Origin of the sequence: Pseudomonas sp. MCal1, from assembly GCF_026341415.1 — a bacterium.
Taxonomy (GTDB): domain Bacteria; phylum Pseudomonadota; class Gammaproteobacteria; order Pseudomonadales; family Pseudomonadaceae; genus Aquipseudomonas.
Genome location: NZ_JAKUMP010000003.1, coordinates 356372 through 375573 on the forward strand (window position 1 = coordinate 356372; position 19202 = coordinate 375573).

Annotated in this window: 20 protein-coding genes and 1 riboswitch; of the genes, 15 read left to right on the top strand and 5 right to left on the bottom strand. The window is 58.9% G+C overall.

Annotated elements, in window-relative coordinates; genetic code table 11:
- Positions 1-33 precede the first annotated feature (33 nt).
- The 6 genes from MKZ87_RS07595 (at position 34) to MKZ87_RS07620 (ending at position 5228) form a co-directional block, all read left to right on the top strand.
- The gene (locus MKZ87_RS07595) at positions 34-873 is read left to right on the top strand and encodes a type 1 glutamine amidotransferase domain-containing protein (RefSeq protein ID WP_085703854.1); all 840 of its coding nucleotides are present in this window, start codon (positions 34-36) and stop codon (positions 871-873) included.
- 246 nt (positions 874-1119) lie between these two features.
- The gene (locus tag MKZ87_RS07600) at positions 1120-1974 is read left to right on the top strand and encodes a putative selenate ABC transporter substrate-binding protein (protein WP_085703853.1); all 855 of its coding nucleotides are present in this window, start codon (positions 1120-1122) and stop codon (positions 1972-1974) included.
- Complete coding sequence (locus tag MKZ87_RS07605) at positions 1971-2768, top strand: phosphonate ABC transporter ATP-binding protein (protein ID WP_085703852.1); 798 nt, start codon at positions 1971-1973, stop codon at positions 2766-2768. The genes MKZ87_RS07600 and MKZ87_RS07605 overlap by 4 nt, the downstream gene beginning before the upstream one ends.
- Positions 2762-3589 (top strand): PhnE/PtxC family ABC transporter permease, encoded by an 828-nt coding sequence (locus tag MKZ87_RS07610; RefSeq protein WP_085703851.1) that lies wholly within the window; start codon positions 2762-2764, stop codon positions 3587-3589. Before MKZ87_RS07605 ends, MKZ87_RS07610 begins: the two co-directional genes overlap by 7 nt.
- Positions 3586-4353, top strand: coding sequence for a phosphonate ABC transporter, permease protein PhnE (gene phnE, locus MKZ87_RS07615; protein ID WP_266200552.1), 768 nt, complete (start codon positions 3586-3588; stop codon positions 4351-4353). The genes MKZ87_RS07610 and phnE overlap by 4 nt, the downstream gene beginning before the upstream one ends.
- 212 nt (positions 4354-4565) lie before the next feature.
- Positions 4566-5228, top strand: a complete 663-nt coding sequence (locus MKZ87_RS07620) for a HEPN domain-containing protein (protein ID WP_266200553.1) — start codon at positions 4566-4568, stop codon at positions 5226-5228.
- A gap of 101 nt (positions 5229-5329) precedes the next feature.
- Here MKZ87_RS07620 and MKZ87_RS07625 read toward each other — a convergent pair whose 3' ends face one another.
- Entirely contained in the window at positions 5330-6820 is a 1491-nt protein-coding gene (locus MKZ87_RS07625) for a hypothetical protein (RefSeq protein ID WP_266200554.1), read from the bottom strand.
- A gap of 293 nt (positions 6821-7113) precedes the next feature.
- Here MKZ87_RS07625 and MKZ87_RS07630 point away from each other — a divergent pair, with 293 nt between their 5' ends.
- Both MKZ87_RS07630 and MKZ87_RS07635 read left to right on the top strand, forming a co-directional pair.
- Complete coding sequence (locus MKZ87_RS07630) at positions 7114-7335, top strand: hypothetical protein (protein ID WP_085690574.1); 222 nt, start codon at positions 7114-7116, stop codon at positions 7333-7335.
- A gap of 539 nt (positions 7336-7874) precedes the next feature.
- On the top strand, positions 7875-8234 hold the full coding sequence (locus MKZ87_RS07635; protein WP_085700267.1) for a DUF6124 family protein: 360 nt from the start codon (positions 7875-7877) through the stop codon (positions 8232-8234).
- A 196-nt stretch (positions 8235-8430) separates the two neighbouring features.
- Here the strand turns inward: MKZ87_RS07635 and MKZ87_RS07640 are convergent, their stop codons facing one another.
- The gene (locus MKZ87_RS07640; protein WP_266200555.1) at positions 8431-9231 is read right to left on the bottom strand and encodes an SDR family NAD(P)-dependent oxidoreductase; all 801 of its coding nucleotides are present in this window, start codon (positions 9229-9231) and stop codon (positions 8431-8433) included.
- A gap of 106 nt (positions 9232-9337) precedes the next feature.
- On the opposite strand from MKZ87_RS07640, the gene MKZ87_RS07645 reads away from it, so the two are divergent.
- Complete coding sequence (locus MKZ87_RS07645; RefSeq protein ID WP_085703770.1) at positions 9338-10300, top strand: GlxA family transcriptional regulator; 963 nt, start codon at positions 9338-9340, stop codon at positions 10298-10300.
- Between the two features lie 84 nt (positions 10301-10384).
- Positions 10385-11017: a glutathione transferase gene (gene yfcF, locus MKZ87_RS07650; protein WP_085703769.1), complete on the top strand. Its 633-nt coding sequence runs from the start codon at positions 10385-10387 to the stop codon at positions 11015-11017.
- Between the two features lie 107 nt (positions 11018-11124).
- Here the strand turns inward: yfcF and mug are convergent, their stop codons facing one another.
- Together mug and MKZ87_RS07660 are read right to left on the bottom strand one after the other, a co-directional pair.
- A complete protein-coding gene (gene mug, locus MKZ87_RS07655; RefSeq protein WP_266200556.1) occupies positions 11125-11637 on the bottom strand; it encodes a G/U mismatch-specific DNA glycosylase in 513 nt (170 codons plus the stop codon).
- Complete coding sequence (locus MKZ87_RS07660) at positions 11634-12257, bottom strand: TetR/AcrR family transcriptional regulator (protein WP_085700272.1); 624 nt, start codon at positions 12255-12257, stop codon at positions 11634-11636. Before MKZ87_RS07660 ends, mug begins: the two co-directional genes overlap by 4 nt.
- Before the next feature lie 223 nt (positions 12258-12480).
- Between MKZ87_RS07660 and MKZ87_RS07665 the strand changes: the two genes are divergently transcribed.
- From MKZ87_RS07665 to MKZ87_RS07685, 5 genes are all read left to right on the top strand, one after another.
- Positions 12481-13605, top strand: a complete 1125-nt coding sequence (locus tag MKZ87_RS07665) for an HlyD family secretion protein (protein ID WP_085703767.1) — start codon at positions 12481-12483, stop codon at positions 13603-13605.
- Positions 13605-15071 (top strand): DHA2 family efflux MFS transporter permease subunit, encoded by a 1467-nt coding sequence (locus MKZ87_RS07670; RefSeq protein ID WP_085703766.1) that lies wholly within the window; start codon positions 13605-13607, stop codon positions 15069-15071. Before MKZ87_RS07665 ends, MKZ87_RS07670 begins: the two co-directional genes overlap by 1 nt.
- Before the next feature lie 18 nt (positions 15072-15089).
- Positions 15090-16508, top strand: a complete 1419-nt coding sequence (locus tag MKZ87_RS07675; RefSeq protein ID WP_266200557.1) for an efflux transporter outer membrane subunit — start codon at positions 15090-15092, stop codon at positions 16506-16508.
- Between the two features lie 22 nt (positions 16509-16530).
- On the top strand, positions 16531-17481 hold the full coding sequence (locus tag MKZ87_RS07680; protein ID WP_266200558.1) for an aldo/keto reductase: 951 nt from the start codon (positions 16531-16533) through the stop codon (positions 17479-17481).
- A 71-nt stretch (positions 17482-17552) separates the two neighbouring features.
- A complete protein-coding gene (locus MKZ87_RS07685) occupies positions 17553-18488 on the top strand; it encodes a LysR family transcriptional regulator (RefSeq protein WP_085703764.1) in 936 nt (311 codons plus the stop codon).
- Positions 18489-18533: 45 nt separating this feature from the next.
- Here the strand turns inward: MKZ87_RS07685 and MKZ87_RS07690 are convergent, their stop codons facing one another.
- Positions 18534-18791: a DUF2790 domain-containing protein gene (locus MKZ87_RS07690; RefSeq protein WP_085700278.1), complete on the bottom strand. Its 258-nt coding sequence runs from the start codon at positions 18789-18791 to the stop codon at positions 18534-18536.
- Between the two features lie 195 nt (positions 18792-18986).
- Positions 18987-19193: riboswitch (cobalamin riboswitch) on the top strand.
- Positions 19194-19202: the final 9 nt, after the last annotated feature.

Consider the following 19202-nt stretch of genomic DNA (forward strand, 5'->3'; position numbering starts at 1 on the left):
GAGCCGCACTTTCCTTCACGTTCTGGAATCGCCATGCGCTCATTCACTCGTCTTGCTTTCGCCTTGTCTCTCTCCGTTGCCGCGTTGAACGCCCAAGCCGCCAATGTGCTGGTGGTGCTGTCGGATTCCGACCATCTCGATCTGAAAGACGGCAAGGTATTCAGCACCGGTTTCTACCTCAACGAACTGATGCAACCGGTCAAGCTGCTGCTCGATGCGGGCCACACCGTGACCTTCGCCACCCCGACCGGCAAGGCGCCGACGCTGGACCGGTCCTCCGACGACAAGATGTATTTCAACAATGACGTCGCGGCCCTGCAGACCCACAAAACGCTGCTGGATCAACTGAAGATCACCTCGCCCGGCGAGTCGCCGGTCATCAGCCTCTCGCGGGTCGAGCAAGTCGGCTACGACCATTTCGATGCCGTCTACATTCCGGGTGGCCACGCACCGATGCAGGATCTGTTGCACAGCCAGGCGCTGGGCAAACTGCTGAACGACTTCCATCAAAAAGGCAAAACCACAGCGCTGGTTTGCCACGGCCCGATTGCGCTGCTGTCGACCCTGACGGATCCGACCGCATTCACCCGGCAACTGGAAACCGGCAAAGCCAAAACGGCGAACGACTGGACGTATGCCGGCTATAAGTTCACGGTCATCAGCAATCAGGAAGAAGAGATCGCCAAAGGACTGCTGAACGGCGGCACGATGAAGTTCTACCCGCAGACCGCGCTGGAAAAAGCCGGCGGTGTATTCAGCAGCAACACTTCGGCGTGGGCCAGTCATGTGGTGGTTGATCGTGAACTGATAACCGGGCAAAACCCGGCGTCTGCACTGGGTGTCGGCAAGACGCTTGTTGAACGGTTGAAGTGATTGCCGGTTCCGGGCCCGACACTGGTCGGGGTTTGCCCGGGCTGACGTCATCGTGAGCAGGCTCGGTCCTACACTTAAACGCGTACTCCTGTGGGACCGAGCCTGCTCGCGAAGGCGATGGTTCAAACACTGCACACTCATGGACATCCCCAACAAGTCCCCCGTTTCGGCTAACCTGACGGTGCACACGATGACCTTTGCCCCAGTCGGCGCATCGTTCCTGAAGCCCACGAAACGGAGAATTCCATGCTCAAGCGAACCCTGGCACTGACCGCAGGTCTGGCCCTGTCCTTTACCGCCGTGCTGGCGCAAGCCGCCGACGTGTTGAAGGTCAGCGCAATCCCCGATGAAGCCCCGACCGAACTGCTGCGCAAGTTCGAACCGCTGGGTGCTTATCTCAAGCAGAAACTGGGGATGGACGTCGAGTTTGTGCCGGTGGCCGACTACCCGGCAGTGGTCGAAGCCCTGGCCACCAACCGCCTCGACATGGCGTGGCTCGGCGGTTTCACCTTCGTCCAGGCGCAACTGAAAAGTGATCCTAAAGTGATTCCGTTGGTGCAGCGCGAACAGGACGCGCAGTTCACCAGCAAATTCATCACCGCCGACCCGAACGTCAAAAGCCTCGCCGACCTCAAGGGCAAGACCTTCGCCTTCGGCTCCGTGTCGTCCACCTCCGGCAGCCTGATGCCGCGCTACTTCATGCTCAAGGACGGCATCAAACCGGAAAGCTATTTCAGCCGCGTCGGCTACTCCGGCGCCCACGACGCCACCGTCGCCTGGGTGCAGGCCGGCAAGGTCGACGCTGGTGTGCTGAACGCCAGCGTCTGGCAAAAACTGGTGGACGCCGGCAAGGTCGACACCAACAAGGTCAAGGTCTTCGCCACCACCCCGGCCTACTTCGATTACAACTGGACCGTGCGCGGCACCCTCGACCCGGCGTTGGCGGCGAAGATCAAAAAAGCCTTCCTCGACCTCGACCCGGCCAACCCCGAGCACAAGAAAATCCTCGACCTGCAAGCCGCCAGCCGTTTCATTGAAACCAGCCCGGACAACTACAAAGGCATCGAGGAAGCCGCCCGCGCCGCCGACTTGCTGAAATGACGCTGCGTCTCAAACAAGCTTTTTTGCACCACACCAATGGCGTCGCAGCGCTGCGCGGTGTGGATCTGCAAATTGATGCCGGCGAGCAGGTGGCGATCATCGGCCCGTCCGGCGCCGGCAAATCCAGCCTGCTGAATCTGCTGGCGACCGCCATTCGGCCCAGCAGCGGCGACATCGAAGTGCTGGGCGAACGCGCCTGGCATTTGTCCGCCCGTGGGCGGCAACGCCTGCGCGCCCGCATCGGCCTGGTGCATCAGGCGCCGCCCCTGCCGCCCCGGCAACGGGTGGTGACGGCGGTGCTGGCCGGCAAACTCGGCCAATGGAGCCTGGGCAAAAGCCTGATCAATCTGCTCCACCCGCTCGACGTGCCCGGTGCCCGCGCCGCACTGGCGCGGCTGGATCTGGCCGACAAACTCTTCAGCCAGTGCCAGCAACTGTCCGGCGGGCAATTGCAGCGGGTCGGCATTGCTCGCGTTTTGTATCAGGCGCCGGAGGTGTTGCTGGCCGACGAACCGGTCTCGGCGATGGACCCGGTGCTGGCCGGACACACGCTGTCGATTCTGTCGCGCCATGCCCAGGAACATAACGTGACGCTGGTGGCGAGCCTGCACGCAGTGGAGCTGGCGCTGTCGCACTTCCCGCGCGTCGTCGGTCTGCGCGAGGGGCAGATCCTGTTCGACTGCCCGTCCGCGCAGGTCAGCCGCGACATGCTCGACACCCTCTACGCCAATGAACAGTTGCAATCGCCGGCGCCTGCCGTCACCCCACTGATTGTGCAGATTCCGCGATGCTGAGCGCCGACACCCGCGACCCCGCCGCGCTGCCACGGGTGCTGCTGACCGTGCTGGCGATTGCCTTGCTGTGGCCCGGCATCCAGCTCAGCGAACTGGATCTGGGCGTGCTGTTTCATGCTGACAGCCAGAGTGAAATGGGCCGCTTCGTGTCGATGTTCTGGCCGCCGGCACACGACGAAGCGTTCCTGCAGATACTGCTCAAAGCCACCCTGCAAACCCTGGCCATCGCCACCGCCGGCATGGCCCTGGCTCTGTTGTTGGCAGTGCCGGCCAGCCTGCTCGCCAGCCGCGCTTTGTCGCTGACCGCCGCCTCCCGCAGCGGCCGCCCGAGCCTGTTGGGCCGCCTGCTGCGCTGGCCGGTGCGCGGGCTGCTGATCTTCCTGCGCAGCGTGCCGGAAATCGTCTGGGCGCTGCTGTTCGTGCGCGCCGTCGGCCTCGGCCCGGCGGCGGGCGTGCTGGCCATCGCCATCACCTACAGCGGCATGCTCGGCAAGGTCTACGCCGAAATCTACGAATCCGCCGACCAACGCCCGGCCCACGCCCTGCTCCAGGCCGGCAGCGGCCGCCTCGCCAGTTTCGCCTACGGCGTACTGCCCAACGTCGCGGCGGAACTGCTCTCCTACACCGTCTACCGCTGGGAATGCGCCATCCGCGCCTCGGTGGTCATGGGCTTCGTCGGCGCCGGCGGCCTCGGCCAACAGATCGACCTGTCGATCCGCATGTTCGCCGGCGGCGAAGTCGCGAGCATGCTCCTGACCTTCCTCCTGCTGGTGCTCGGCGCCGACCAACTCAGCCGCCTGCTGCGCTGGAGGCTGACATGAAACGCCTGATCAACACGGCGCTGATCCTCGCCATCGTCTCCGCCGTCATTGCCTCGTTCACCTACCTGGGCCTCGACCTCAAAGAACTCGGCAGCCCGACCGGCCTGAAACACATGGGCTCCTACATCGCCCGCTTCCTGAGCCCCGACCTCAGCCCCGGCTACCTGACTGCCATCTTGCGCGGGTCGATGGAAACCCTGGCCATGTCTGCGCTTGGCACCCTGCTCGCCGCCGTGCTGGGCCTGCTATTGGCGCTCCCCGCTGCTGGCCGGTTTGGTTGGCCATTGCAAAGCGTCGCCCGCCTGCTGCTGAACGCACTGCGCGCGATTCCCGAACTGGTGTGGGCTGCGTTGATGGTGCTTGCGGCTGGGCTCGGGCCGAATGCCGGGACACTGGCCCTGGCCCTGCACACCACGGGCGTGCTGGGGCGGTTGTTTGCTGAAGCGCTGGAAAACACGCCACCGGAACCGGCGGATGCGATTCGGTTGCAAGGGGGGAGTCCGGTGACGGCGTTCTGCTACGGCACGCTGCCGAACCTGGCGCCGCAGTTGCTGGCGTACTGTTTGTATCGGTGGGAGAACAACATCCGGATGGCCAGCGTGCTGGGGTTTGTCGGCGCTGGGGGGCTGGGGCAGATGTTGTATGTGAGCTTGAGTTTGTTTCAGGAGGCGCAGGCGGGGACGGTGATTTTGGCTATGCTGGTTTTGGTGTGGGGGGTGGATTGGTTGAGTGGTTGGGGTCGGGGGCGGTGGGTTAAGGCTTAGGTTGGATGGTGTTTGAAGTCGGGTAAAACAAATATTTGCCGAGGCTTTCTTCCGGCCAAAAACCGACGTTCTGGAGCGTCCGCTGTCGGCCAAAAGCGGACAATCAGTCTTACAGGAAATTCTCCATTTTTTAATACCACGAACGAACAGGAAGTAATGTTTTGGCGGCTTGAGGTATACTCAGCTTCCTATAATCGCTATGTGGTGCAAGGATGCCTTCCAAATCAAAACAAACGTTCGAGACCAATAAAGCTGACATCGAGCAGTTGTGGCAGATTCACCAAGATTACGCGGGCGAAGGTCGAGGGCGAAAACGTGGCGTTGAGGTGCTGAACCGATCCGCAATTATCTTTGTGACAGCTTGTTGGGAATCTTACATAGAGGACTTAGCCGTGGAGGCTTTCGACTTTCTACTTGCCAACGCCACCAGTGCAGTAAGCATTCCAAACAAGGTCAAGAGTCTTGCGGTGAAAGACATTAACGGTCATCAAAATCCTCTCACACTGTGGGGACTAGCTGATAATGGCTGGCGGGCGATTCTACTGAATCACAAGCAAGATGTATACGATAAGTGGCTCGGAAAGTTCAACACACCTAAGTCCGAGCAGGTCGATGGCCTGTATCAGGAGATGCTTGGGTTAAGTAGCTTAAGTGGTCATTGGAAGTGGCGAAAGATGCCTTCAGTTCAGGCAACTGCGAGACTTGATAAATATATTACCATTCGAGGTAATATTGCTCACCGAATTCGGGATGCTAAACCGGTCGATAAGAATACTGGTTCACGCTATCTGAACCATGTAAGCCAGATCGTTGATCGCTGTGAGATTGCGGTCGAAGCTCATCTGCTGGCACAGACAGGTGTAGCTCCTTGGTAGGTAACCCCCCCATTCGTTTATCTTGCGGTTGTGATGATCTGCTCGGAGCTATGCCTTCGAGCTGCAACTCAAGGCACCTCTTCTGTCTAGATATTAAAATATCAGAGCATTCCCTCCATGTACTTAATAATAGAATTTGTCTCCGACCGTAGATAGTCTAACCGGCAATTAGATAATTCTTCGACGTATCTTGTTTGCATAAAAGCTGAAACCATCCAGCCCTTGTAGTCATTATTTATAAAGCTATCGAAAAAATTACTCAAACCAACCTGAGCGACAATCTGTACTGCCAGCTCGTACTCTTCCATGGACATAATGATATATGGATAATTTTCGATTATTTTTCTATCGAGATTAGATTCATCGATTAGAAATAACACCCTTTCTTCTAGTCTTTTGAAAACTGAGGGGCTAGACAAGTACCAGTTTGAAAGCGTGACCACCACAGGATAAAGGACTCTTCCCCCTGGCTGCCACTGAGTATATCCAGCAGTTATATCAAGAAGATTCTTATAGTTTTGAAATATAAACTTGGCAAGTAGATCGATTTCCTTAAATAAAGCAGCTTCTTCAAGTTGGTATCGTGCATCAAGCCTCAATCCTTTGGACTTGCATTCAATCAGCATCGCCGCGTCCTTATCGAAAACTAACCAGTCCACCCCTTTCTTTCTGTTTTTCTTTACTGAATATTCTCGCCCCGCTTCAATCTGGATCGCTTTAGAGGTAATTAGCTCTATGCTGATCTCTCCGAAATAGTGCTCAAAAGCAGCGCCATAAGGGTTCTCAAATCCCTTAGCTTCACACAAATCAAAAAAAAGCCCTTCTGATATTCTCAATAACATAAATTCAGGTATTGGACAGATCACAACATTTGGGGCGTTGGAGCTAATCCTTATTAGTGGCGTTCTTCGCAGAGGATTAATTGTATAAGACCAGTTTTCATTATACTCCTGTACTTTCTGCGTCCTCTCCTTCAAGCTCTCGAAATCAATGGTGACCAACCCAAAGAACGCATCTCGCTGTTCATTACTAATGCCGAACTGAGTAAAGTTGGTATTAAGGTCGTACCAACTATTCGAAAGGAACGCGCCAGTCATAGCGCCTCCCAACAAGAAAAATTTTCTGACAGTCAACCCTGTTCTTTCCACCAGAAGAGCCTCAACCTCTGGGAATCTGTATATTCTCAGATAGCGACTCAGCCTAAGCTCGACGCTTTTAGTCTGCCAGGGAAATTGCTGCTGAAATAGGCGATGCAATTCTTGATAAATCATTTTTGGAAGTCGATCACCTATTTGCCGATCTTGAATTTTTCGAATCAGGGCGATCACTGTAACAAAATCTTTAATTATAAATAAGTTCTTAGAGCTCTTGCTTCCGGAGTGCAATATAACCTCGCGAACAAGAATGTCGAGTTCCCATTGAAATACGACCCCTTTAATTGAGTTTAAACCTTTTGGATTCAATCGCGCAAATTGGTTAGGCAAGGGTTTGTCATATTGGATATTCTGGAAAAATTGAAACAGTTGCAAAAAAGCAGTGTTTCGATCTAATTCTCTCACAAAGTTACGCAAAGGCTTATAGTGGCTATACATTTGCACATCCTTGTTTGTTTTACAGACAATAGCACATGATTGATCCGAGTCATGTAGATCCTTTCGAACTTTTCTGACTGCATAAGGATTTAATAGCAGCCTATGGCCGGTAGCGGTCGGCTTCCGAATGTCCGCTTCTGGCCGATAGCGGACATTCGCGAAGAAAATAGAGGACCCATTGATTTTCCGATGACGAGTTCACCTTCCTTGGACAGTGAAGGCATTGTGATAGCATGCTTGCGCCTCCCCCCGGAGAGGGGGATTTTTTCTACATCCCGCAAGGAATATGCCCCGTGAAAGACTTCGTCATCAGCGTCAACAACACCGTCCTCTATCTCTCCCTGGCATTCATCTGGCTGGTCGCTATCGTCGCGATTTTCACCAGCGGGTTCTTGCCGGCGCTGGGTATCTTCGTGGCCGGCACCCTGTGCTGGTGCATCATTTCCGGCTTCTGGTTCGTCCAGTCGGCGACCTACGAAGAACTGCGCAAGCTGAACGCAGCCAATAAAGGCTGAAACGTCAGGGTGGGGCCACAAGTGCCCCGCCCTACCCTGAGTGCTTGGTTCCGTGCCAAGCGTTTCTCTCTGCTGCGAACTACTCGCACGCCCCCGCCTCCTCCGACCTGCAAATAACTTCGCCCTTTCCCTTTCAGCCAATAAGTGACCGGACTGTTTATCAGAAAATGAGCCCTCACCTTTGAGCGCTTAAACAGGTTCGTTTAAAGCAACCCGCCGTAACTTCCTCGAGGCTACAACGCCTTGCGTCATTGCCTACGACTACGCCAGAATCCGCCGGCTTGTGCGTCTACGACGCGGGTCTTATCGTTTCCCGGTCACTGAAAACAGTGATGGGGTTTGGTAGCCCCGGATTATCGTAGGTTGCATAAGCATCATGATGTGCAGTGTCTGAAAGACTCCGCGTCATGGTGGTCATGCACAGGGCGTCTTCGGGCGCGCCGGTTCCTACGTCCCGGTCTACCAACCTGAGCATGGCCGCCACCCATCGTTTGGTAGCGAGAGTGTCGGCTCCCATTTGACGATGTAGGAGTTTCACCATGATCAAACCAACACCCAACCCACCCGAAACCGACACCACCTCTCCCTACGAATCCCCCAACTCCAAAAAACTCCACGACGCCGCAGAGCGCGCGCTGGATCACTACCTCTGCCCCGCCGCCGGGATCATGTCGTCCTGCAACGAACCCGAGCGGATGTACCTGGCCAATCCGAAGTACAACACCGAATGCTTGCTGGCCAACGCCAGCGAAAACCTTGGGGCGGCCAGTGAGATGCTGAGCAATTTCGCGGCAACGCTCGATCCGTCGCATCGCAAGATGGCGATCGGTATTGCGCAGGTCGTGATGATTGCCGAGCTGGCGGTGAATCAGGCGCTGGATCACGTCGAGGCCGCGTAATCTCACGATGGCTGCAGGAGCAGTCCTTGGCTACTTCTACAGCGAATCATCGCGGTCCGTATTGTGACTGGAACAAGTGCGACTGAGGCCGGCACGGGATATCGTGCCGGCCTCAAAATCGCCAATGAAATGAGGCAGATCCGTTATCCGGTAGCGGGATAAAAGGTCTGCCTCATTTTTTGCGTTAATGCCTGCCTCAGTCTTCAGTGCGATAACGTGCAGCCGCCTTACTCAACGACAAATTGGGCATGAGCTTCTGACGCGCAGCCTCATAGGCATCCAGATCGGCAATGTCCGGAAGCGCCGGAATGGTGACGAACTCGCCCTGATCGAGGCCGGACAGTGCCGCGTCCACCATGTCTTCCGCGCGCATCACGATGGCTTCCGGCAGATGCTCCAGCGGTGTGCCGGCCGCGCCCCAGAACTCGGTGGCCGTCGCGCCGGGCAGGACTGCCTGAACGCGCACATTCTTGTCCGCCAGTTCATGACGCAAGGATTGGCTGAACGCCAGAACGAAGGCCTTGGAGCCGCCGTAAACGCCGTTCAACAACTCCGGAGCAATGCCCACGATCGAGGCGATGTTGATCAGTGTGCCGTCGCCACGGGTGACAAACCCCGGAACAGCCGCGTAGGTCAGTCGCATCAGCACGTTCACGTTGAGCGTGAGCAAGTCTTCGAGTGTGTCGACGTTCGATTCCAGCAGGGGCTGAGTCGCGCCAATCCCGGCGTTGTTTACCAGCAGAGAAATGCTGGCATCGGTCTTCAGCCGCTCCTCGACCCGTGCCAGATCGGCACGGTCGGACAGGTCAGCGGCCAAGACTTCTATGTTGCGACCGGTTTCGTCACTCAGTCGTTTGGCGAGGGCATTGAGGCGTTCGCGATTTCGCGCGACCAGGATCAGGTCGTGGCCACGTCGGGCCAGGCGTTCGGCATAAACGGCACCGATGCCGGACGAGGCGCCGGTGATGAGGGCAGTACCGAGGCGGGATTGAGTCATGTCGAGTCTCCAGGGTGGTGGGAAGCACTGGACGACAGCATGCGACGGCTAGGCGATATCTCAAATGACGTATAAGGTAGTGATTCAGGACATTCGAGATAAAACCATGCATCGCATCGGCTATTTGCTCACTGACGGCTTTCAGGTGCTCTCGCTGGCAACCCAGGCAGTTTTCGAGTTCGCCAATCAGGTCGCCGAGGAGCCCTTCTACAGCGTCGAGAATTTCTCGCCGGACGGCGGCATGGTGCGATCCTCGCTGGGGCTGGCCCTGGAAACGCGTCCGCTTCAGGCGCCCGGGCTGGCCGATACGTGGATCGTTGTCGGGGTCAACGACCCCGTGAAAAACGAAACGCCCACGGCAGTGCTCGATTTCGTACGCAAGGCTGGCACGCAAGCCAGGCGCACCGTCGGTATCTGCACGGGCGGTTTCATCCTCGCCGAGGCAGGTTTGTTGAGCAGCCGACGTGCGACAACCCACTGGGCCTACGCCCAGACCTTGCAGAAGCGCCATCCCGAAATCAGCGTCGAAGTCGATCGCATCTATATCGTCGATGGCCCTTTCTGGACGTCAGCGGGCATGACCGCAGGCCTGGACCTTGCGGTCGGCATGGTGGAAAAGGATCTGGGGGCCGAGGTCGCCCGCTCGGTGGCACACAAACTGGTGATGCACCAGCACCGGTCCGGCGGGCAGTCGCAGCACTCGGAAATGCTCGACCTCGCGCCCAAGTCCGACCGTATCCAGAGCGCTCTGAACTATGCGCGAAAACATTTGAATCGCGCGCTCAGTGTCGAAGAACTGGCCGGCGTAGCACACCTGAGCCCGCGCCAATTCACCCGTATTTTTAGCGCGGAAACCGGTCAGTCGCCCGCCAAGGCCATCGAAGGCCTGCGATTGGAGGCCGCTCGTTTGATGATTGAACAGAGCCGGCATTCCCTCGATGTCATCGCCAGCGAATCGGGTTTTCGTGATCGCCGGCATATGCGTGAAGCCTTCATCCGAGGCTTCGGCGTGCCTCCGCAAGCGGTGCGGCGCGATGCTCGTCGGGTTGTGACGGAACTGCATTCCTGACAGGAATGCCCCCATAAAAAACATGAATTTTATTTAGGCCGCCCAATCTTTTAGCGTGGCCACTCCGCATATGGAGATGACGCTATGAATGATTCAAGCCTGCGCCTTTACGTCGATGCTCAATTCACCAGTCCCTACGCAATGTCGTGCTTTGTGGCCCTTCGAGAAAAGGGAATCGAGTTCGAAATGAGTACCCTGGATCTGGACAAACTGGAGAACCAGGCCAGCGATTACGCCCGTCTTTCGCTGACTCAACGGGTGCCCACCCTCGTGCGGGGCGACTTTGCGTTGTCGGAGTCATCGGCGATTACGGAATACCTGGAAGACGTGTTTCCCCAAATACCTGTTTACCCTGAGGCCCCACAGAAACGCGCAGCGGCGAGACAAGTTCAAGCGTGGCTTCGGAGTGATCTTCTACCGATCCGACAGGAGCGCTCTACGCTTGTCGTGTTCTACGGCGTCAAATACGGCCCGTTGTCAGCGTCGGCTGAGGCTGCCAGGCAAAAGTTGGTTGATGTCGCTCAATGGCTGCTGACCGACAATCCGGATTACCTTTTTGGTGAGTGGTCGATCGCCGATGTTGATCTGGCATTGATGCTGAACCGGTTGATACTCAACGGGGACACTGTGCCGGCTCAACTGGAGGATTACGCGCAGCGCCAATGGCAGCGCCCGACAGTACAAGAGTGGGTCAAGCTGCAACGACCTCGAATCTAGGAAAAAACGGGGACTCAGTGAAAATGGAAATGGGGACAGATTTATTTTTTCAGAAAATAAATCTGTCCCCTTTTCTCCGCCGAGGGAATGGCGGACATGTTCAGCGCTTATGTGCTGACACTCGAAGCCCGTCGAAGCTGCTGATACGCCGCCAACAGTTGCGCTTGATTGAACGCCAGGTTGCGGCCGCTGGGATTGGGCAGAATCCAGACTCTAGCGCCGCCGAACGTGTCCTCTTGCAGCCCCCATTCAATCGACTTCCTGCCGGATAAACCGGCGTACGCCGCCTTGCCGAGAAACGCCACGAAGCGTGGCGCGTAGCGGGCGATCTTGCGTTCGAAGCTGGTAGCGGCTGCGGTGAATTCCTCGGCAGACAGTTGATCCGCACTCGCTGTCGGCCGATCGACCACGGCGGTCAGGCCGCAATCAAAGTGCAGAATCGAGCGGTCGTCTTCCGAACGCACTTCATGGGGTGTGAAACCGGCCAGGTGCAACGTGCGCCAGAAGCGGTTGCTGCGGCCGGCGAAGTGATGGCCCTGCTCTGCGGCCACTAACCCCGGATTGATTCCGCAGAACACCACGGACAAACCTTGAGTGAGGATGTCCTCAAGCCCGTTCAACCGCAGATCACCTTCACCGCATCGCGCGCCTGCCCCGCCAGTTCTTCGCGGGATTTACCGGCGCGGGCGCGGATCGAGATGCTGTGCAGCAGCGATGACGCGAGCATGGCTCGTGCGGCGGCATCCACATCGCCGGTCAGTTCGCCGGATTCAATCGCCCGTTGCAGGCGGGCTTCAAGATCGGCATCGAGCTGGCTCAAGCGCTGGGACAGCACGTTGCGGATTTCCGGATCCTCGACCGCTTCGGTGGTCGCGGTGCCGATGGCGAAACAGCCGCGTGGCTGGCCGTCGCCGGAAAAATAGATCGCCAGTTGCCCTTCGTAAAAACCGGTCAGGGCCTGTTCCAGGGTCAGGCTGCTGTCGTTCAGCGCGGCCTGCATGGCGGCGTGGGCGGTGTCCCAATACTGATCGAGGGCCTTGATGTAAAGCGCGTGTTTGTCACCGAACGCGGCGTACAGGCTGGGGCGGTTCATGCCGGCGGCGCTGGCGATGCTGTCCAGTGACGCGCCGGAATAGCCTGTGTTCCAGAACACGCCAAGTGCCTGTTGCAGAGCGGTTTGCGGGTCATAGGCCCGTGGACGGCCACGGCCTTTTCCTTCTGTCGGTTTATTTTGTGCCATGTCGTACAAATTCCTTGCGGGGAAATGAAGTCGCTCATATTCTTACACCATCGCACAAAATTAAGGAATCAGAAATTCCTTGATCGGCAGGTTTGTTGTAACAGCGCTCGAACCGAGGCTGGCGACGACGAAACAGCGGCAACAGAGCACCCCTCCTGCACCGCGCACTGACTTGATGACGCACCGCATTCAACGCCGCCCAGCACTTTGGAGAGAGCCGTTCATGAATCAGCCATTAGATCTCACCGCAGAACAAGCCCGCGCTCACCCCGTCGACGCGCCGCCGAAGAAGCCGCTCAAGCAGCATCTGCGCCCCGTATTGATGTTCGGCGTTCCGGCGCTTTTCGCCGCGATTGGCTACGGCCAGTACGTTGCCAACGAGCCCTTCGTTTCCACCGACAACGCCTATGCCCGCGTGGCCAAGGCCTCGATAAATGCGCGGATTTCCGGGCAAGTGGTCGAGATCGCGGTCGACGACAACCAGCCCGTGCGCAAAGGCCAGGTGCTGTTTCGCATCGATCCCAAGCCGTTGCAGATCGCCGTCGACCGGGCCGAAGCACAACTGGCCAATGCTCGCTTGCGCATCGACGGCCTCAAGGCCAGCTATCGCCAGCAGCAAGCCGAGCTGCAATCGGCGAAAGCTTCGACGGATTACGACCAGAAGGAGTTCGCCCGCAAGAAAGCCTTGATCGCCACCGAGTTCGTGTCGAAGGCCCTTTACGAGCGCGCCGAAACCGACCTGAAAGTCTCGCGCCAGCGCATCGCGTCCATCGAGCAACAGATCGCCAGCACCGTCGTCGCGTTGAACGGCAACCCGGACATTGCCCTCGACGATCACCCCACCGTGCGCGAGGCCAGGGCGCAACTCGACGAAGCGCAGTTGTATCTGTCCTACGCCACGGTCACCGCGCCGGACGACGGCATCGTCGCCAAGGTCGATGATTTGCAGGTGGGCAATTACGTCAACAACGGCGCACCGGCGTTCGCGCTGATTTCCGACCGGGAAATCTGGATCGAGGCGAATTTCCGCGAGACCCAGGTGACGCACATGCGCCCCGGCCAGACCGCGACCATCACCCTCGATACCTACCCGGATCGCCCGTTCAAGGCACACGTGATCAGCATGAGCCCCGGTGCCGGTGCCGACTTCGCGCTATTGCCGCCGGAGAACGCCACCGGCAACTGGGTCAAGGTCGTGCAGCGGGTACCGGTTCGTCTGGAACTGGACGAGGCCGATCCTGCCTTGCCGCTGTTCTCCGGCACCAGCGCCACGGTCAAGGTCGATACCGGGCACCGCACGCCATGGTGGCATCCGCTCAAGTCGTTGTTGTCTGCGGGTAATTCGTGATGAACAGCTCAACAGCCGATGCGCGGGCACTGCGGTTTGTCGCCCTGCTCGCCACCTATATGCAGTCAGCCAACCTGCCGTTGCCGAACGCCGCGCTGCGGTTGATTCAGGGCAGTCTGTCGATGACCGACGATCAGGCCGGATGGATTTTCACCGCTTATCTCGCGGCGAGCGCCATTACGATGCCCGTGGCGCAATGGCTCGCCGGACGCTTTGGATTGAAGCGGGTTTACCAGACGGCGCTGGTGCTGTTCGCCCTCGGTCTGTGGCTCGGCACGCTGGCCGGCGCGCCGCTGGAGTTCATCGCCGCACGCATTCTGCAAGGCCTGGCCAGCGGCGTGATTGCGCCGTTGTCGATGGCTATCGCTATGGAGTCACTGCCTGCTGAACACCGCCCGGCGTTCGGCCCGAAATGGACCGCGCTGGTGCTGTTCGGCATCGTCAGCGGCCCGAGCATCGGCGGCGTGATCTGCGAGTATTTCGACTGGCGCCCGATGTTCTACCTCAGCCTGCCGCTGACCGCGTACATCCTGATTGTGGTGTCGTTGCTGCTCGCCGAGAAGAAAGCAGACTCGCGCCCAGCGTTTGATTTCTTCGGTTTCGCCAGCTTCACGGTCGGCATGATCGGCCTGCAGATGCTGCTCGATCGCGGCGAACGGCTGGACTGGTTCGACTCGCCGGAAATCTGGATCGAAGCGCTCGCCAGCGCCCTCGGCCTGTACCTGTTCGTCGTCCATGCGCTGACCCGCAAGACCCACTTTCTCAGCAAGGGTTTGTTCGGCGACCGCAACTTCATGTTGTCGACCGTGATGTTCTTCGCCCTGGGTTTCGTGTTGCTGTCGACCATGGCGCTGACCTCGCCGATGCTCGATGAAATCCTCGGCTATCCGCCGGACACCACCGGGTTGCTGACCGTTCCCCGTGGCATCGGGCTGGTGGGTGCGTTTCTGTTGATGATGCGAGCGCCGGCATGGATTGACGCGCGACTGTTTGTCGCCGCCGGCATCGCGCTTGTGGTGTACGCCAACTGGCTGATGCTCGGTTATTCGCCGCTGATGGACTGGACGCCGGTGGCCGTCACCGGGTTCATCCAGGGCGTGGGGCTGGGCATTCTGATGCCGGCACTCAGCAAGACCGCGTTCAGCACCATTGACCCCAAGCTGCGCCCGGAAGCCACCGGTTTCTTCAACCTGATGCGGGTCTACGGCAGCACCCTCGGCGTGGCCGTGGTGCAGATCTTTTTCTTCAACAACACCCAGGCGATGCACTCGGCGCTGGTCAGTCAGCTCACGCCTTATCGCCTGGCCATGCCGACGTCGTTGCCGGCGCTCGAAGGCCTCAACCATCTGGTCACCCATCAGGCGGCGTTCGTCGCGGTGATGGGCCAATTCAAGATTCTGATGCTGGCGATGCTCGTGGTGAGTCCGCTGGTGATGTTCCTGCGCAAGCCCGTTGCGGCCAACTGATGACGTGGAGTCTGAACCATGAAAGCTTCTATGCGCCTCACACCGCTGGCGATGCTGGTGATGTTGTCCGCTTGCACCGTCGGCCCAGATTTTCAACGGCCTGCCGAGAGCCCGTCGCTGCATTACGATCAAGCTGCCGAACAGCATTTCGCGATGGGCCAGCGACTCGACGGCGATTGGTGGTCGGCGTTTCGTTCACCGAAACTCGATCAGGTTGTGCGTCGCGCCATCGACGGCAATCTCGAACTGGCCGCCGCTGACGCGACTATTCGCCAGGCCGCTGCTTCGGTCGCGGCGGCGGAAGGTGTGCTTTATCCGCAGGTCGATTTCGGCGCCTCTGCCGGTCGCCAGCGTACGCACAACGGGCCGCAACCGGTGGTTTCCAATTTCTACGGGATCGGGCCACGGGTCGTGTTCGATCTGGACGTTTTTGGCGGCAACAAACGCACGATCGAACAGCAGCAAGCGCTGACCGATCTGCAAAAGCATCGTTACGAAGCAGCCTGGCTGACGTTGACCGGTGATGTCGCCAGCCAGGCTTTGCTGCTGGCCTCGGCCAACGCGCAGATCAAGGCCGTGGAAATCCTGCTGGCCAACGACGCGAAAAACCTCGATCTGGTGCGCCGAGCCCAGGCAAGCGGCAGCACCACGCAAATCGACGTGTCGCTGGCCGAAACCCGCCTTGCTCAGGATCGCACGTTGCTGCCGCCCCTCGCCCAGCAGCGCGATGCAGCGCGTCATGCGTTGTCGATTCTGGCCGGCAAAGGTCCGGCGGACTGGATTGCGCCGGACTTCAGTCTCGACGAGTTCGCCCTGCCGTCGAACATTCCGGTCAGCCTGCCGTCGACCATGGCCCGCACCCGGCCGGACATCCTGCAAGCCGAATCCGAACTGCACTTCGCCAGCGCGGCGGTGGGTGTCGCGACGGCCAATCTGTACCCGCATGTCGAGCTGTCGGCCTCGCTGATGCAAGCCGCGTCAGGCAATGGCGGCGCCGCGCTCTGGGGATTTGCCGCCGGGCTCACGGCGCCGGTCTTCAACGGCGGCACGCTCAAGGCTGAGCGCGAAGGCGCCGTCGAAGGCTACAACGCGTCGCTCGCCCGCTATCAACAAACGGTGATTCAGTCCTTCGGCCAGGTTGCGGACACCTTGCAGGCGCTCAACCACGGCGCCGAGCAAAACCTGGCGCAGGACGATGCCCTGCGCGCCGCCGACGCCAGCCTGCGCCTCAATCGCCAGGCCTACGCCCAGGGCGAAAACAGCCTGCTGCAGGTGCTGGAAGCCGAACGCGCCTATCAGCAAGCCTTGCTCGGACAGATTCAAGTGAAGACCGCGCGTTATCTCGACTCGGTGCGCCTGTTCGTGGCGCTGGGTGGCAACTCGGTGGGTGTGCTTGACCAGAAGCTCGCCGCACGCAAGACCTCATCCCTTCTATAACGGCAGATACCGGAGACACGACATGACTTACGAAGCCTTTCACGATGAACTTCGCGACACCCGCATAGCGTTGAACAACGGCGCTGGTTCGATGCCGGCCGTGGGGTTTGGCACGCTGTTTCGCGACTTGAGCACCACCACCGAAGCAGTCAAATGCGCGCTGGAAGTGGGCTTTCGCCACTTCGACTGCGCCGAGCGCTATCGCAACGAGACGCAGATTGGCGAAGCCTTTGCGCAGGTGTTTGCGGCGGGCCAGATCCGTCGCGAAGACGTGTTTGTCACCACCAAACTGTGGAACACCAACCACCGCCCCGAGCGGGTCAAACCGGCGTTCGAAGCCAGTTGCCAGCGGCTGCAGGTCAACTATCTCGACTGCTACCTGATCCACACGCCGTTCGCCTTCCAGCCCGGCGACGATCAGGACCCACGGGATGTGTTCGGGCACGTGATCTACGATGGCGAAACGCGTTTGATCGACACTTGGCGTGCCCTCGAAGCGCTGGTGGATGACGGTCGCTGCAAGTCCATCGGGCTTTCCGACATCAACCTCGACGCGCTGAAGGACATCGTCGCCGCCGCACGAATCAAACCGGCGGTGGTGCAGATCGAATCCCATCCGTACCTGCCCGAGTGGGAGATGCTGGAGTTCTGCAAGGAACACGGCATCATCCTGCTCGCCTTCGCCCCGCTGGGCCATGGCATGGAGCCGAATGTGCTTGAGGATTCGGTGCTCACCGGGATCGCCCGGCACGTACAGAAAACCCCGGCGCAAGTGGCCCTGGCCTGGGCGGTGCAGCGGGGAACGGCGTTCCTGACGACCTCGGCGAACCCGAGCCGGATTCAGGAAAACTTCGATATCGCGACGTTGCCGCACCGGGCGATGCGCGAGATCAGGGAAGAGATCACGACGCGAATCCGCTTCAACTCGGTGGTCGAGACGGGCGTACCCGGTTTCATTCCCCGCAAAAAGTGACCATGGCGAAGGGGCGGTCTACTGTGAGGTCGCCCCTATATTCTTTCCACCTGACTGTTGAGACGACACCGATGGACGTTTTCCAGAGCATGCGTTTCTTCATCGCCGTCGCCCAAAGCGGCAGCTTCACTGCCGCGGCCGAGTTGCTGGACACCAACACCACCAACGTCTCCAAAGCCATCTCCGCCCTCGAAGCGCGTCTGCACACCCGGCTTATCAACCGCACCACCCGGCGTCTGGCCCTGACCGAGGCCGGCATGCGTTATCTGGAGCGCTGCGAAAAAATCCTCGATGACGTGCGCGAAGCCGACGAAGAAGCCGGCACCGCCCAGACCTTGCCCGTTGGCCGCTTGAAAATTCACACCATGTCGGCCATCGGCAACCATTACGTAATCGACGCCATCGCCCGCTATCGGGAAATTCACCCCACGGTGATGTTCGACCTGACCCTGACCAACCGCGTCCCGGACCTGCTCGAAGAAGGCTTCGACATGTCCATCGTGCTGGCCCGCGACCTGCCGGATTCCGGCTTCGTCGCGCAACGTCTGGGCATCACCTACAGCATCCTCTGCGCCTCGCCCGCCTACGTGGCAAAACGCGGATTGCCGCAAACACCGGGTGAGCTTTGCGAGCACGAGTGTCTGCGCATCGTCAACACGGTAATGCCGGTGGAGAACTGGACTTTCGAAGGGCCCGAAGGCATGGAAACCATCACCATTCCCGTGTCGCCCTTTCACATCAACACCGCCGACGGCATGACCATCGCGATCGGAAAAGGCATGGGCATCGGCATTCAGCCGATCGCATCGGCCGTGGATGGCCTGAGGGCGGGAACACTGGTGCGGGTGCTGCCGGAATACCGGCTGGAGGAGTTGAACCTGTTTGCGATCTATCCGTCGCGCAAGTTCGTCGATGCGAAGATCAAGACCTGGGTTGAGTTTCTGAAGCAGTCGATCCCGCAGTTACTGGCATCGGATGAAGACGTGGTTGGAGCGAAAGCGGTTTGAGCGTGGCAAGTATGGAGTGTCGACCCTCCATCCTCTGCACCTGACTCAACTGGAACAGCCAGTGCCCATCACCTGATATTGCAGAACGTGGCGCTCGCCATGGGAATCTTCGTAGGTCATCTGCACCGGCACCGGGGCGCATTCGTTGGCCGGTTCGGTAATGGAGATGACGTGCTCGATATCCAGATTTGTCGAAGAACTGTAGGTCTCGACCGGGATATTCGCCGCGTCCGTGTTATCGGCGTAAGCGTGTGCACCGAAACTGCCAAGCATTAAAACCAGCGCGATTTTCTTGAAGCTCATGATGTTCACCGTCTCGTTGAGGACCGTGTTTGTTCACGGGTTGGAGACGATGCTAAGGGTTGGGGTGGCGAGGAAATATCGGCGGGTTGGACAAACACTGTTGCTGGATTTCGTATGAATCGGATCAAGCCTGCAAAACCGCCTTCAACGTCATCCATCGACCGTCCAGGTTGACGCACGCCCACCCGAATGTTCAGATGCCGCCCTGTTTCAGGTGTCCCATGCCGCCGTGCATGGGGTGAAACGGGAAACCGGTACGTTCTTTTCGAACAAGTCCGGTGCTGCCCCCGCAACGGTAGGCGCGTGATGCTTTCGACACACCACTGTGGCCAGTCGGCCATGGGAAGGTGAAAGCGTCCAGACGCGCGAGCCCGGAGACCGGCCTGAAATGCTTTTGGCAAACTCCTGCGG

What these genes read in the sequence shown, in the direction of transcription:
- yfcF (WP_085703769.1), top strand. Translation starts at nt 10,385, where the DNA reads ATGAATGATTCAAGCCTGCGCCTTTACGTCGATGCTCAATTCACCAGT.
- MKZ87_RS07635 (WP_085700267.1), top strand. Translation starts at nt 7,875, where the DNA reads ATGATCAAACCAACACCCAACCCACCCGAAACCGACACCACCTCTCCC.
- MKZ87_RS07665 (WP_085703767.1), top strand. Translation starts at nt 12,481, where the DNA reads ATGAATCAGCCATTAGATCTCACCGCAGAACAAGCCCGCGCTCACCCC.
- MKZ87_RS07620 (WP_266200553.1), top strand. Translation starts at nt 4,566, where the DNA reads ATGCCTTCCAAATCAAAACAAACGTTCGAGACCAATAAAGCTGACATC.
- MKZ87_RS07640 (WP_266200555.1), bottom strand. Translation starts at nt 9,231, where the DNA reads ATGACTCAATCCCGCCTCGGTACTGCCCTCATCACCGGCGCCTCGTCC.
- MKZ87_RS07690 (WP_085700278.1), bottom strand. Translation starts at nt 18,791, where the DNA reads ATGAGCTTCAAGAAAATCGCGCTGGTTTTAATGCTTGGCAGTTTCGGT.
- MKZ87_RS07660 (WP_085700272.1), bottom strand. Translation starts at nt 12,257, where the DNA reads ATGGCACAAAATAAACCGACAGAAGGAAAAGGCCGTGGCCGTCCACGG.
- MKZ87_RS07605 (WP_085703852.1), top strand. Translation starts at nt 1,971, where the DNA reads ATGACGCTGCGTCTCAAACAAGCTTTTTTGCACCACACCAATGGCGTC.
- MKZ87_RS07595 (WP_085703854.1), top strand. Translation starts at nt 34, where the DNA reads ATGCGCTCATTCACTCGTCTTGCTTTCGCCTTGTCTCTCTCCGTTGCC.
- phnE (WP_266200552.1), top strand. Translation starts at nt 3,586, where the DNA reads ATGAAACGCCTGATCAACACGGCGCTGATCCTCGCCATCGTCTCCGCC.
- MKZ87_RS07685 (WP_085703764.1), top strand. Translation starts at nt 17,553, where the DNA reads ATGGACGTTTTCCAGAGCATGCGTTTCTTCATCGCCGTCGCCCAAAGC.
- MKZ87_RS07675 (WP_266200557.1), top strand. Translation starts at nt 15,090, where the DNA reads ATGAAAGCTTCTATGCGCCTCACACCGCTGGCGATGCTGGTGATGTTG.
- MKZ87_RS07600 (WP_085703853.1), top strand. Translation starts at nt 1,120, where the DNA reads ATGCTCAAGCGAACCCTGGCACTGACCGCAGGTCTGGCCCTGTCCTTT.
- MKZ87_RS07625 (WP_266200554.1), bottom strand. Translation starts at nt 6,820, where the DNA reads ATGTATAGCCACTATAAGCCTTTGCGTAACTTTGTGAGAGAATTAGAT.
- MKZ87_RS07645 (WP_085703770.1), top strand. Translation starts at nt 9,338, where the DNA reads ATGCATCGCATCGGCTATTTGCTCACTGACGGCTTTCAGGTGCTCTCG.
- MKZ87_RS07680 (WP_266200558.1), top strand. Translation starts at nt 16,531, where the DNA reads ATGACTTACGAAGCCTTTCACGATGAACTTCGCGACACCCGCATAGCG.
- MKZ87_RS07610 (WP_085703851.1), top strand. Translation starts at nt 2,762, where the DNA reads ATGCTGAGCGCCGACACCCGCGACCCCGCCGCGCTGCCACGGGTGCTG.
- MKZ87_RS07670 (WP_085703766.1), top strand. Translation starts at nt 13,605, where the DNA reads ATGAACAGCTCAACAGCCGATGCGCGGGCACTGCGGTTTGTCGCCCTG.